Source organism: Pseudoalteromonas sp. BSi20311, assembly GCF_000239875.1.
Classification (GTDB): Bacteria; Pseudomonadota; Gammaproteobacteria; order Enterobacterales; family Alteromonadaceae; genus Pseudoalteromonas.
In genome coordinates, this window is record NZ_BADU01000162.1 from 14,205 (window position 1) to 27,244 (window position 13,040).

The 13,040-nt window shown below is 41.1% G+C and carries 14 protein-coding genes; 11 read left to right on the top strand and 3 right to left on the bottom strand.

The annotated features are described in order from the left end of the window. Nucleotides 1-138: 138 nt before the first annotated feature. From P20311_RS16975 to lolB, 3 genes are all read right to left on the bottom strand, one after another. A complete protein-coding gene (locus tag P20311_RS16975) occupies nucleotides 139-1,086 on the bottom strand; it encodes a ribose-phosphate pyrophosphokinase (protein WP_008115168.1) in 948 nt (315 codons plus the stop codon). A gap of 86 nt (nucleotides 1,087-1,172) precedes the next feature. Then, a complete protein-coding gene (ispE, locus tag P20311_RS16980) occupies nucleotides 1,173-2,030 on the bottom strand; it encodes a 4-(cytidine 5'-diphospho)-2-C-methyl-D-erythritol kinase (protein WP_008115170.1) in 858 nt (285 codons plus the stop codon). Between the two features lie 2 nt (nucleotides 2,031-2,032). Further along, nucleotides 2,033-2,620, bottom strand: a complete 588-nt coding sequence (lolB, locus tag P20311_RS16985) for a lipoprotein insertase outer membrane protein LolB (RefSeq protein WP_008115171.1) — start codon at nucleotides 2,618-2,620, stop codon at nucleotides 2,033-2,035. An 83-nt stretch (nucleotides 2,621-2,703) separates the two neighbouring features. Here lolB and hemA point away from each other — a divergent pair, with 83 nt between their 5' ends. The 11 genes from hemA to P20311_RS17040 all read left to right on the top strand — a co-directional run bounded on the left by hemA (nucleotide 2,704) and on the right by P20311_RS17040 (nucleotide 13,025). Next, complete coding sequence (hemA, locus tag P20311_RS16990) at nucleotides 2,704-3,960, top strand: glutamyl-tRNA reductase (RefSeq protein ID WP_175611419.1); 1,257 nt, start codon at nucleotides 2,704-2,706, stop codon at nucleotides 3,958-3,960. Between the two features lie 7 nt (nucleotides 3,961-3,967). Then, on the top strand, nucleotides 3,968-5,053 hold the full coding sequence (gene prfA / locus P20311_RS16995) for a peptide chain release factor 1 (RefSeq protein WP_008115176.1): 1,086 nt from the start codon (nucleotides 3,968-3,970) through the stop codon (nucleotides 5,051-5,053). Between the two features lie 2 nt (nucleotides 5,054-5,055). Then, nucleotides 5,056-5,895, top strand: coding sequence for a peptide chain release factor N(5)-glutamine methyltransferase (prmC, locus tag P20311_RS17000; protein ID WP_008115178.1), 840 nt, complete (start codon nucleotides 5,056-5,058; stop codon nucleotides 5,893-5,895). A 55-nt stretch (nucleotides 5,896-5,950) separates the two neighbouring features. Continuing rightward, on the top strand, nucleotides 5,951-7,504 hold the full coding sequence (locus P20311_RS17005) for a DUF3369 domain-containing protein (RefSeq protein ID WP_008115179.1): 1,554 nt from the start codon (nucleotides 5,951-5,953) through the stop codon (nucleotides 7,502-7,504). A gap of 18 nt (nucleotides 7,505-7,522) precedes the next feature. Further along, on the top strand, nucleotides 7,523-7,897 hold the full coding sequence (locus P20311_RS17010; RefSeq protein WP_008115181.1) for a SirB2 family protein: 375 nt from the start codon (nucleotides 7,523-7,525) through the stop codon (nucleotides 7,895-7,897). A gap of 129 nt (nucleotides 7,898-8,026) precedes the next feature. After that, nucleotides 8,027-8,854 (top strand): tetratricopeptide repeat protein, encoded by an 828-nt coding sequence (locus P20311_RS17015; RefSeq protein WP_008115182.1) that lies wholly within the window; start codon nucleotides 8,027-8,029, stop codon nucleotides 8,852-8,854. Nucleotides 8,855-8,874: 20 nt separating this feature from the next. Next, nucleotides 8,875-10,128 (top strand): DUF819 domain-containing protein, encoded by a 1,254-nt coding sequence (locus P20311_RS17020; protein ID WP_008115183.1) that lies wholly within the window; start codon nucleotides 8,875-8,877, stop codon nucleotides 10,126-10,128. Nucleotides 10,129-10,137: 9 nt separating this feature from the next. Beyond that, nucleotides 10,138-10,992, top strand: coding sequence for a 3-deoxy-8-phosphooctulonate synthase (gene kdsA, locus P20311_RS17025; RefSeq protein WP_008115184.1), 855 nt, complete (start codon nucleotides 10,138-10,140; stop codon nucleotides 10,990-10,992). A 119-nt stretch (nucleotides 10,993-11,111) separates the two neighbouring features. Then, nucleotides 11,112-12,008 carry a transcriptional regulator GcvA gene (locus P20311_RS17030; RefSeq protein WP_008115185.1) on the top strand — a complete coding sequence of 299 codons (897 nt, stop codon included), beginning with the start codon at nucleotides 11,112-11,114 and terminating at the stop codon, nucleotides 12,006-12,008. Next, nucleotides 12,008-12,664 carry an alpha/beta family hydrolase gene (locus tag P20311_RS17035; protein WP_008115186.1) on the top strand — a complete coding sequence of 219 codons (657 nt, stop codon included), beginning with the start codon at nucleotides 12,008-12,010 and terminating at the stop codon, nucleotides 12,662-12,664. Before P20311_RS17030 ends, P20311_RS17035 begins: the two co-directional genes overlap by 1 nt. Then, complete coding sequence (locus tag P20311_RS17040; RefSeq protein WP_008115187.1) at nucleotides 12,657-13,025, top strand: DUF423 domain-containing protein; 369 nt, start codon at nucleotides 12,657-12,659, stop codon at nucleotides 13,023-13,025. Before P20311_RS17035 ends, P20311_RS17040 begins: the two co-directional genes overlap by 8 nt. Nucleotides 13,026-13,040 lie beyond the last annotated feature (15 nt).

Genomic DNA, 13,040 nt, shown 5'->3' on the forward strand with positions numbered 1-13,040 from the left:
TAATTAAAAGTGTTAGGGCCTTTGCGACCAAGGTCCCTAGCCAAAAGGCGCGCTATCATACCACCGCGGGTTTATAAAATAAACATCGCTTACAAAAAAAGCGCCAAAAGGCGCTTTTATACTCATTAATGTTTAACTTTAGTGTTCAAACATTGCCGAGATAGATTCTTCGTTGCTAATGCGACGAATAGTCTCTGCTAACATATCTGCAAGCGTTAATACTTTAACAATATCAAGTGCTTTTAGTTCGTCAGACAGTGGAATTGAGTCAGTTACAATTACCTCATCAATCACAGAGTTACGTAAGTTTTCTGCAGCTGTACCAGAAAGAATTGGGTGAGTAGCGTAAGCAAATACACGTTTAGCGCCATGTTCTTTAAGGGCTTCAGCCGCTTTACACAATGTACCACCGGTATCAATCATGTCATCAACAATAATACAATCGCGGCCTTCAACGTCACCAATAATATGCATTACTTGAGAAACGTTAGCTTGAGGGCGACGTTTATCAATAATAGCTAAGTCGGTATCGTTTAATAGTTTTGCAATTGCACGGGCACGTACAACACCACCAATATCAGGTGATACAACTACCACGTCATCAAAGTCGCGGTTTTTCATATCTTCTAATAATACTGGGCTACCAAATACGTTATCCACTGGTACATCGAAGAAGCCTTGGATTTGCTCAGCGTGTAAATCAACCGTAAGAACGCGGTCAACACCTACACTTGATAAGAAATCCGCAACCACTTTAGCTGTAATTGGAACACGCGCAGAACGAACACGACGATCTTGACGAGCATAACCAAAGTAAGGAATAACAGCAGTGATACGACCGGCAGATGCACGGCGTAGCGCATCAACCATAACGATAAGTTCCATCAGGTTATCGTTAGTAGGAGCACAGGTTGATTGTAAGATAAAAACATCCGAGCCACGAACATTTTCATTAATTTGAACACTGATCTCACCGTCACTAAAACGGCCAACAACAGCATCGCCTAATTCAATATATAAACGTTTTGCAACTTTTTGAGCTAGGTCAGGTGTTGCGTTACCAGCGAAGAGCTTCATGTCAGGCACGGTAGGGTTCCTCAGGCACTGAATTTTTGGACTAACTTACATTGAATGAACAAAGTAGGTTAACTTGTGATTACTTGTACGTTACTTCATTTATCAATGATGGCGGCTAACTCCGTGTGAGCAGGAGAAGTATTAACGCTTGAAGCGATAAACCCCTGCCAAGTATGGGGGAGGTTAGCAAGTACATCTTGTGCTTGAACTTGGCTAGCAAATTCAACAAAACAACATGAACCTGTTCCGGTCATCTTTGATGGGGCGTATTTTAGCAACCACTGCAGGGTTTTTTCAACCTCGGGACACAGCTTTTTCACTAAAGGCTCACAATCGTTAGTTAAAATCTGCTGTTGCCAGTCACCTGAAAGCTTAGGTGTGTCGCGTTTTAAATCCGGGTGAGTAAATATTTTTGCAGTGCTGACATGCTGGTTTGGAAAAACAACGCAGTACCATTTTTGTGGCAGTTTAACATACTCTAATTGCTCGCCAATGCCATGCGCTATGGCACTTTTACCTTTAATGAACACAGGTACGTCTGCACCGAGTTTTAACCCTAAATCTGCAAGTTCATCTAATGTAAGGGCAGTATTCCACAGCGTATTAAGGGCTAAAAGTGTTGTTGCTGCATCGGATGAACCGCCACCAACGCCTCCGCCCATAGGCAAACGTTTGGTTAAATTTATTTTTGCACCTACATTCACTTTACACTGAGTTTGTAGTAACAACGCTGCTTTATAAATCAAGTTGTCCGTTAACGCAATGTCATGAGTGTCGCCGCTAATACTAATATTTTTATCATTACTAAGCGTAAAATGGAGCTCATCGCCATAGTTCAAAAATGTAAACAGGGTTTCTAATTCATGATAGCCATCATCGCGGCGACCATTAATATGTAAAAATAAATTTAGCTTAGCTGGGGCAATCAGCGAAAATTCACAGAGAGTATTCATAATTAGTTAAACTGCCAATCGTAGAGTTTGATTTTAATTTTAATCTTTTGATGGGTTAAGGTTAAGGCGTTTGGCAACCAAAAACCGTGTTTTTGCACATAACTGGTGTAGTTTATTTGCCATTTTTTGCCATCGCCATCAAACCATAACACGCTTCTAGCACGGCCTAACTGGTCAACGTCTAAGGTTTGATCGTCAATAGTGGCTTTTAACCACTGACCGGCGTTATTTACCGGTAAAGTAAACCCCGTTAAGCGTTGTAAAAGTTTACTCGCATTAGTATCAAAAAACTGTTGATCATCAAATATTAATTCAGCCCCCACTGCGGTTTGTTTGAGCGATAAAATTCGGGTGCCAATAAATGTGGTTAACACTAAATGATTACTATTTTGTGTTTGTTGCCAATTTAAGTTAGCAGATTGGCGCTCATCAGGGCTAATAAACGCTAATTTACCTTCCACCTGCCAAGTTTTTTGTTCGCTAAGGCGTAACTTCCAGTCTTCGTAAGCTTTTGTATTGTAGTTGTTTTTATTAGCGCAGCCCGTTAAAAAAATAAATAACAGGGTTAAAATAAAATATTGTCGAGTCAAATGTTGTTCCTTACTTTCCATATTCCTGAGATTTTTGATAAAATTGCCGCCTATGTAGTAGGGCTCAGCAATATTTGGCAGATATGACCATAATAGCACTTGGTATTAATCACAAAACCGCATCCGTAGATTTACGAGAAAAAGTGGCCTTTTCGCCTGAGCAAATTTCAGAGGCGCTACAACAATTAAGTGGCCATGCCGACTTTAATGAGGCGGTTATTGTCTCTACCTGTAATCGCACTGAGGTGTATTGTAGCCTTGCGCAGCAAAATTCCCAAACATTGTTGCAATGGTTAGCCAGTTTCCATGGTTTAGATGAACATGAACTGAGTAAAAACATTTATTGTTATGAAGACGGCGCAGCAATAAATCATTTAATGCGTGTAGCTTGTGGGCTTGACTCATTAGTATTAGGCGAGCCACAGATTTTAGGGCAAATAAAGCAAGCGTATAATAGTGCAAAAACCCACGATGCGGTGGGCGTTACTTTTGATCGTTTGTTTCAAAAAACCTTTTCAGTGGCAAAAGAAGTACGCACCGAAACCAATATTGGCGCGAGTGCGGTATCGGTCGCATTTGCTGCGGTTAATCTTGCAAAGCACATTTACGGCAAGTTAGACAAAACCAAGGTGCTATTAATTGGTGCCGGTGAAACCATTGAGCTGGTAGCAAAACATCTATACCAAAATGAACCGCAAAAAATAACCGTAGCTAATAGAACAATTGAACGCGCTCGCGGCTTAGCTGATGAAGTATCAGCAGATGTTATTGCTTTGGCACAATTACCTGAACGATTACACCAAGCCGATATTGTTATTAGCTCCACTGCCAGTACTTTGCCTATTATTGGTAAAGGGGTAGTAGAACAAGCACTAAAACAACGCCGTTATAAGCCAATGTTATTTATAGATATTGCTGTGCCGCGCGACATTGAGAGTCAAGTAGGTGAGCTTGACGACGCTTACTTATATTCGGTTGATGACTTACAAACGATTGTTAGCGAAAACATGGCAGCGCGTGAGCAAGCGGCAGAGCAAGCACAAATTATTATTAGTGAGCGCACCAAAGAGTTTTTTATGTGGCTGCGTTCACTAGATTCAGTGGATTTAATTCGCCACTACCGTAATGATGTACAAACAACAAAAGCAGAGCTTGTAGATAGGGCGATTAGCCAGCTAAATACAGGTAAAAATGCAGAAAAAGTAATATTAGAGCTAGCCAATAAATTAACCAATCGCTTAATGCACGCGCCTACCCGTGCCATCCAAGATGCAGCGAAAAAAGGTGAAGTGGCTCAGTTAAATCAATTGAAAAAAATGTTAGGTATAGATCAGGAATAACAGTTAAATGAAAGAGTCCGTTTATCGTAAATTAGAAACCTTAGTTGAGCGCTATGAAGAAGTACAAGCGCTGCTAAGTGACCCATCGGTCATTAGTGATCAAAACCGCTTTCGTACTCTTTCAAAAGAATACTCTGAGCTTGAAGAAGTGGTAAAAACATTTTTAGCGTACCAGCAAGCGCAAGAAGATTTGAGCAGTGCTGAAGAAATGCTTAAAGATTCAGACCCTGAAATGCGTGAAATGGCACAAGAAGAATATAAAGAAGCAAAAGCACAGATTTCGACTTTAGAAGACGATATTCAAGTTCTGATGCTGCCTAAAGATCCGAAAGACAATAACAACGTGTTTTTAGAGGTTCGCGCTGGAACGGGTGGCGATGAAGCGGCTATTTTTGCTGGTGACTTATTCAGAATGTACAGCCGTTACGCAGAAACAAAAAAATGGAAAGTAGAAGTTGTCACCACCAACGAAGGTGAACACGGTGGTTATAAAGAAGTAATTGCTAACATCAGCGGTGAAGGTGTTTACGGGCAATTAAAGTTTGAATCAGGCGTGCATCGTGTACAACGTGTCCCTGAAACTGAGTCTCAGGGCCGTGTACATACCTCAGCATGTACTGTAGCTGTTATGGCTGAAGTACCAGAAGCAGAAGCCATCGAAATCAATACTGCTGATATTAAAGTTGATACCTTTAGAGCATCGGGCGCGGGTGGTCAGCACGTTAATAAAACCGACTCTGCCATTCGCATTACCCATTTACCTACGGGTGTAGTGGTTGAGTGTCAAGATGAGCGCTCTCAGCATAAAAACCGTGCTAAAGCGATGTCGGTATTGGCTGCACGCCTTCAGCAAGCTGAAGATGAAAAGCGTCATGCTGCTGAAGCATCAGAGCGTCGTAACTTAGTGGGCAGCGGTGATCGTTCTGAGCGTATTCGTACCTACAATTATCCACAAGGTCGTATTACCGATCACCGTATTAACCTAACACTATATCGTCTTAATGAAGTGGTAGCGGGTGACTTAGGTGCCGTTGTTGAGCCACTAATGCAAGAGCATCAAGCCGACTTACTTGCAGCAATGGGCGACGATTAATCGTGAACCCCACTGTTGAAAACGCTATTGCTACAGGTGCTAATTTATTAGCATCAAGTAGTGATAGCGCAAAGTTAGATGCACAAGTATTACTGCTCAATATTTTACAAAAACCACGAAGTTATTTATTTACTTGGCCTGAAAAACAGCTCACAGATGAGCAGTATCAGGCATTTCAACATGCTTGTGAACGTCGCTTACAAGGCGAACCCGTTTCGCACATTACCGGGTGCCGTGAATTTTGGAGTTTGCAACTTGAAGTGAACCCAACAACACTCATCCCTCGACCTGATACAGAAACCTTAGTTGAGCTTGCGCTTGAATGCGAAGTGCCTAAAAACGCGAAAGTACTTGATTTAGGTACGGGTACCGGGGCAATAGCACTGGCGCTAGGGAGTGAAATGCCTACTTGGGATATTACGGCTGTTGATCGTATTGATGACGCGGTGGCGTTGGCCAAGCGCAACCAACAACGTTTAGCGATAAATAATGTCACTGTTGAGCAAAGTAACTGGTTCAGTGCGTTAAAAAACAAAAAATTTGATCTAATTGTAACCAATCCACCCTATATAGAACATGACGATGTACACTTATATCAAGGCGACGTACGCTTTGAACCTTTGTCTGCATTAGTTGCAGATGATGCAGGAATGGCTGATATTAAACAAATAATTACACAATCACGTGACTATTTACACGCAAGTGGCTATCTTTTAATTGAACACGGATTTGAGCAAAGTGCAGCTGTTCGTCATATTTTCAATCAAATGGCGTTTATAAATGTAAGCACAGTGAAAGATCTTGGTAATAACGACCGCGTAACGTTCGGACAATGGCCCTAAATAATTTAAAATAGCTCCGTTGTTTGTTTGCATATGGTTTAAGGAATTCTATGTGATGGAAGATTTTTTATTTTCAAATGAACAACCACCTGAAGTAGCAAGTGAAGAGCAAGGGACATGGAAAGTTTTAATAGTTGATGATGAGCCAGAGGTTCATGCTGTAACCCGCTTAGCGTTAAGTGACTTTAAATTCCAAGATAAACGTTTGGAATTTATTAGCGCTTACTCAGGTGCAGAGGCAAAAAAGTTAATTGATGATCATCCTGATGCAGCCATCATCCTACTTGATGTTGTAATGGAAACAGATGACGCCGGTTTGCAAGTCGCGAAGTACATACGCGATACCGTTAAAAATAATTACATTCGTATCATTTTACGTACTGGGCAACCGGGGCAAGCGCCTGAACGCCAAGTTATTGTGAATTACGACATAAATGACTACAAATCAAAAACAGAACTCACCGCACAAAAACTATTCACCGTGATGATGGCTAGTCTTCGCTCGTATCGAGATATTATTTCTATTGAGCAGTCACGTGAGGGGCTAGAAAAAATAATTACCGCCTCTCGCAATATTTTTGCCACTCATTCAATGGATAACTTTATTGAGGGGGTGATGCAGCAGCTAACGTCCTTACTTAACGTGGCCGACGAAGCTATGTACGCCACCACCTTAGTTGCGCAAAATCCGTCAGAGGAATTAAATAAAAAACTGATTGTTTGCTCTGGCACTGGTGATTTTGCGAAGCGCGAAGGGGAAGAGCTCGAAACAGTACTGGCAGAAGATCAATTGCAAGCGTGCCAAGAAGCCCTAGCCAACAAAGCAATTGTTTACAGAGATGACTATTTGTTTGCCTACTGCAGTAGTAAGTTTAATCATAATTCGATGTTATTTGTATCCGGTGTGCCATCTAAACTGACGGATACGCAACGAAATTTAATTGAAATTTTTTCTCAAAATGTGCAGTTGGCATTTGAAAATGTACAATTACATACTGAAGTTGAAGCCACCCAACAAGAACTTGTTTATCGTTTAAGTGAAGCGGTTGAACAGCGCTCATGTGAAACGGGTAATCACGTAAAGCGGGTTGCTTATATTTGTTATGAGTTGGCATTAGGGTATGGATTATCTGAAGAGCAAGCGAATTTAATTCGTTTTGCATCGCCTTTACATGATGTGGGAAAAATAGGTATTCCAGATGCTATTTTAAATAAGCCTGGTAAGTTAAATAGCGATGAATGGGAAATTATGAAAACCCACGCAGGCAAAGGCTACGCCATTTTAAAAGATTCACCGCGTAAAATAGTCAGTGCAGGGGCGTTAATTGCACAGCAACATCACGAAAAGTGGGATGGTTCTGGTTACCCTTGCGGCTTAAAAGGCGAGCGTATCGATATTTTTGCTCGCATAGTGGCATTGGCAGATGTTTATGATGCACTGCGCCATAAACGTTGTTATAAAGGTGCGTGGACGCTTGAAGAAGCGGTTGCGGAGATCAATGCAAATAAAGGCACGCATTTTGATCCTAAACTTGTTGATGTATTCAATGATAAACTTGAAGAACTTGAGGCGGTACTTTTACGCTTTCCTGATAAAACACATAACTAAACAGAAGTAACAATACACATGGATTATTTAGCATTAAAACATACGCACATGGTAATTGCGCTAGTGAGTATTATTTTATTTTACGTACGTTCTTTTTCTCGCATGGGCAGTGGTAGCCTTGCTAAAAATAAAGTGGTTTTTATTGGTAGCCACAGTATAGACACTTTACTAATCATCTCGGCTATTACTTTAATGGCCATGGCTAAAATAAATCCATTAGAGCAACTTTGGTTATTAGAAAAAATTGTGCTGGTGGTTGTTTATATCGCTGTTGGGATTATTAGTGCTAAGCAAACCACGACATTACCTAAGGTCATCTTTTTAGTGTTTAACACTGCGGTTATCTTAGCTATCGGCTTTTTAGCAACTGCTAAAGCCCCGCTATTGTTATAATTAACAATATTTGTTTAAGCTTTGCACCCAAGGTGCAAAGCTTACCTCTTTAATTCATTTCTGATTATTGGTATCTAGCCTTAAAATTAGGTAAACTACGTGTTCGTTTTCTAGAATGTTGTAGTATGAATGACCACCCTCGGGTTTGATGAACACGATGAATCTTATATAGAAGATGCCTACGATGATTTTTTGCCACCGGCTATATATCGTTGTATTAAAGCAGAAGCTAAATGGGACCCTCAAATAGACTTAACACCAAGTCTTAAAATACTGACTGCGTTTGAGCAACAAATAGAGGCTATTTGTTCGCAAACACGCGATCCGCATGATCGTTTAGAACAATTACTTGATTGTTTTTACAGTCAGTGGTTATTTAGTGCGTCAAGCTTGAAAGTACCTGAGTACAAGCTAAATAGCATTAGTTACACCTTGTCTATGCGCAGTGGTACCCCCACCACCTTAGCTATTTTGTTATGCCATTTTTTACAGCACGCAAAACTTGATGCCAGTGTAAGTATAACTCAAGGCGAAGTGGGCATTCACGTCGCAATGAGCGATGATGAAGGGTATATTGTTGAGCCTAGCAGTGGTCAACAAAGCTGGTACATCATTCCTGAAAACAGCAACGAAGATAATGCACAAGAGCAAGAGCCTCTCGAACTTATTTTTGAAGACGAAGTATATAAATTATTTTTAGCGCAACAAAAATGGTCTTTCATCAGTGAGAACAAATTTGGTCATGCGTTAACTTGCGTTGATTTGTTAATGGAAATGCTAGGGGATGATCCCTATGAGCGACGCGACAGAGGCTATTTACTAAATCAGCTTGGCTGCCCTAAAATGGCACGAGATGATTTACAATTTTTTGTTGATGAGTGTCCCGACGACCCTGCGATAGAAGTCATCCAACACCAAATCGAAGAACTTGAAGATAATCATAAAACCCACCATTAAAAATAAAAATAGGAAACGTTATGGCTGATCCCCAAACTGCGTTGATTACCAATGATGCTGTAGTGCTTGGTTTACTGGCGATTATTTTAGGCTTTATTTTTAAAACCTCGTCTAGTCAGCGTCCAGGGCTTGTAGCATTTTACAAATATGTGCCTGCACTATTGCTATGCTATTTTTTACCATCGTTATTAAATACCTTTGGTATTGTTGATGGCTCGCAGTCGAGTGTTTATTACGTTGCTTCGCGGTATTTATTACCTGCGTGTTTAATCTTATTAACCATTAGCATTGATTTAAGAGCGATTATTAATCTGGGCCCTAAAGCATTAATCATGTTCTTAACAGGAACCGCAGGCATTGTGATTGGTGGCCCATTAGCTATTTTAATCATGAGTGCCGTATACCCTGAAGCAGTGGGGGGTCATGGCCCTGATGCTGTTTGGCGCGGGATGACAACTATTGCGGGCAGCTGGATTGGCGGTGGCGCAAACCAAGCATCTATGAAAGAGATGTTCGAAGTTGGCGGTGATATTTTTTCTGCGATGGTCACTGTTGATGTGATTGTGGCTAATTTATGGATGGCAGTATTATTATTAATGGCGGCTAACCATAAAGCGATTGATGCCAAAGCGGGAGCCGATACCACTGCGATTGAAGATTTGAAGCAACGTGTTGAAAAGTACCATGCAGAGCATGCCCGTATGCCAACGCTGAATGATTACATGATGATTATTGCTATTGCCTTTGGTATTACAGGTCTAGCACATTTTTGTGCTGATATTTTAGGGCCCTTCTTTGCCAACAATTATGCATGGGCAAAAGAATACAGCCTAAATAGTAAGTTCTTCTGGCTTATTGTTATATCTACCACTATCGGTATTAGTCTATCGTTCACTAAAGTGCGTCATATCGAAGCCTTTGGCTCGTCTAAAGTGGCATCTGCCTTTTTATATATTTTAGTGGCATCGATTGGCCTGCATATGAATGTGATGGCGATTTTTGATTCACCAATGTATTTTGTGATTGGTGCGATTTGGATGCTAACTCACGCTGGCTTAATGCTGATTGTTGCTAAACTAATTAAAGCGCCGTTATTTTATATGGCTGTTGGCTCTCAGGCCAATGTAGGGGGCGCTGCTTCAGCACCTGTTGTTGCCGCTGCGTTTCACCCATCACTGGCACCGGTAGGTGTATTATTAGCAGTACTTGGCTATGGTGTAGGTACATATATGGCGTATATTTGTGGATTAATGATGCAAGCAGTTGCACCATAAGGAATTAAAATGAACAACCAAGTTATAAATATTAATCAAATAGAACTGGCAAATAATAAACCCTTTGTTTTATTTGGTGGCATGAACGTGCTGGAATCTCGTGATTTAGCGATGCGCATAGCTGAGCATTATGTTGAAGTAACCACTAAGCTCAATATTCCTTATGTATTTAAGGCGTCATTTGATAAAGCAAATCGCTCGTCCATTAATTCTTACCGCGGTCCGGGCATGGAAGAAGGTTTAAAAATATTTGAAGAGATTAAAAACACCTTTAATATTCCTTTGATCACTGACGTGCATGAACCTCACCAAGCAGCACCAGTTGCAGAAGTTGTTGATGTTATTCAGTTACCTGCGTTTTTGGCACGTCAAACAGACTTAGTTGTCGCAATGGCTAAAACCGGCGCCATTATTAATGTTAAAAAGCCTCAGTTTTTAGCCCCGCATGAAATGCGTCATATCATTACTAAATTTAATGAAGCCGGCAACAATAATGTGGCCTTGTGTGAACGTGGCTCGAGCTTTGGTTATAACAACTTAGTGGTTGATATGCTGGGCATGGATGACATGAAAACCATGGCGCCCGTTATATTTGACGCCACTCATGCGCTACAACGTCCTGGCGGTCGAGCTGATTCAGCCGATGGTCGTCGTGCTCAAGCAGCAGAACTGGCTCGTAGTGGCATGGCACTGGGTATTGCAGGCTTATTTATTGAGGCACACCCAAATCCAAATGAAGCAAAATGTGATGGGCCTTGTGCATTAGCACTGAGTAAATTAGAAGGGTACTTATCGCAAATGAAAGCGGTTGATGATTTAATCAAAAGCTTTGCTCCGCTTGATACCAGTGCTAGCGATTTATAAGGCTTATTAACTCATTAAAAAGCGACTTAGGTCGCTTTTTTTGTGGCTTGAATATACTCTTTCCCAGCATAGGTATATAATTCACCGCATAAGAAAAACTAATTCTAAGCTTGGTTGCCATGTCAAGACGAGTTCCTCCATTAAACGCGCTAAAAGCTTTTGAAGCTGCAGCCCGTCATTTAAGCTTTACTAAAGCCGCAGAAGAGTTGTATGTGACGCAGGCTGCGGTAAGTCATCAAATTAAAACCCTCGAAGAGCACTTAGGGTTAAAATTGTTTTTACGTAAAAATCGCTCGTTACTTTTGACCGAAGAAGGTCAAGGCTACTTTTTAGATATTAAAGAGATTTTTACGCAGTTAATTGACGCAACCGAAAAGCTATTAGCCCGAGGTGCTAAAGGCTCGCTAACAGTGAGTTTAACTCCGAGTTTTGCTATTCAATGGCTTATTCCTCGATTGAGCTTATTTAATGAATTACACCCAGAAATTGATGTGCGAATTAAAGCCCAAGATCAAGACGAAAACTCGTTAACTGACGATGTTGATATTTCAATTTACTATGGTCGTGGTCATTGGAGTGGCGTACAAGCTTATAAATTGCACACTGAATACTTAGTGCCGCTGTGTAGCCCATTACTGTTAAGTGGACCCAGAGCGCTTAATCAACCAAGTGATTTAGCAAACCATACCTTGTTGCATGACACCACGCGTAAAAACTGGAAAACCTGGATGAAAACCGCGGGTGTACGCAATGTACAAGTTAACCAAGGGCCTATTTTTAGTCACTCCTCAATGGTGCTGCAAGCTGCGGTTCATGGTCAAGGGGTTGCAATTGGTAATAGTGTTTTAGCAAAACCAGATATTGATGCAGGGCGATTAGTGATCCCGTTTAACCACAGTTTAGAAAGTAAAAACGCCTATTATTTAGTGATCCGTGAGTCGCAAAATGAATTAGGTAAAATTGTGTCATTTAAAGATTGGATGTTAAGCCTCGTTGAGCAGGAGCAAGAATATTAATGAGCATTGAATGGGTTAAAAGCAGTCAGCAACCTGCAATCGCACAGTTTATATTTGCGCATGGTGCAGGGGCTGGCAGTGACTCTGACTTTATGCAAATCATGGCAAAACAGCTAAGTGAGTGTGGTATTGACGTTGGGCTGTTTGATTTTGAATACATGCACATTGCTAAACAAACCAATAAACGTCGCCCACCAGAGCGAGCACCCAAACTACTCAGTTATTTTGAGCATATACTTAGCCAAGCTGATGCAAATTTACCGCTATTTATAGGGGGTAAATCAATGGGCGGGCGTATGGCGTCTATGCTTGCTTGTTCGACCTCGCATGCTGTTTTAGGCGTACTTGCGTTTGGTTACCCGTTTCATCCACCGGGAAAGCCAGAAAAGCTTCGCACAGAGCACTTTGCAGATATACCGTGTCCTTTTTTAGTACTGCAAGGTGAACGAGACACCTTTGGTACTCGCGAAGAGCTTGCCACAATGGCGATGCCAAAACAGCCGCAGTATGTATGGTTAACTGATGGTGACCACTCACTAAAACCACGTAAAAAAAGTGGTATCACAGAGCAGCAAAACCTGAATGTTGCAGCAATGCAGGCCGCTAAATTTATAAAAAACACTGTTGAGAATATAAAAGAGAAAAAACATGATTAAACTATTTTTACTCGCAGGCAGCTTCTTTTGTCTATTTTCAGTGATATTGGGCGCATTTGCTGCCCATGGTTTAAAAAGCCGCTTATCAGATTATGCTATTGGTATTTTTAAAACCGCCGCTGAGTATCAAATGGTACATGGGCTGGCACTGATTGCAGTGGCAATCTTAATAAAGTGGGGTATTAATTTAAGCCTAGCGGGTGGTTTTTTTATAGCAGGTACACTGTTATTTAGTGGCAGCTTATACTTACTGGCCTTAACAGGGTTGAAGTGGCTGGGCCCAATTACCCCCTTGGGTGGGCTGTGCTTTATTATTGGTTGGATAGTTATTTTAGTGCAAGTTGCACGATTTAAGTTTTAAAGAGTTTAAGGGTTA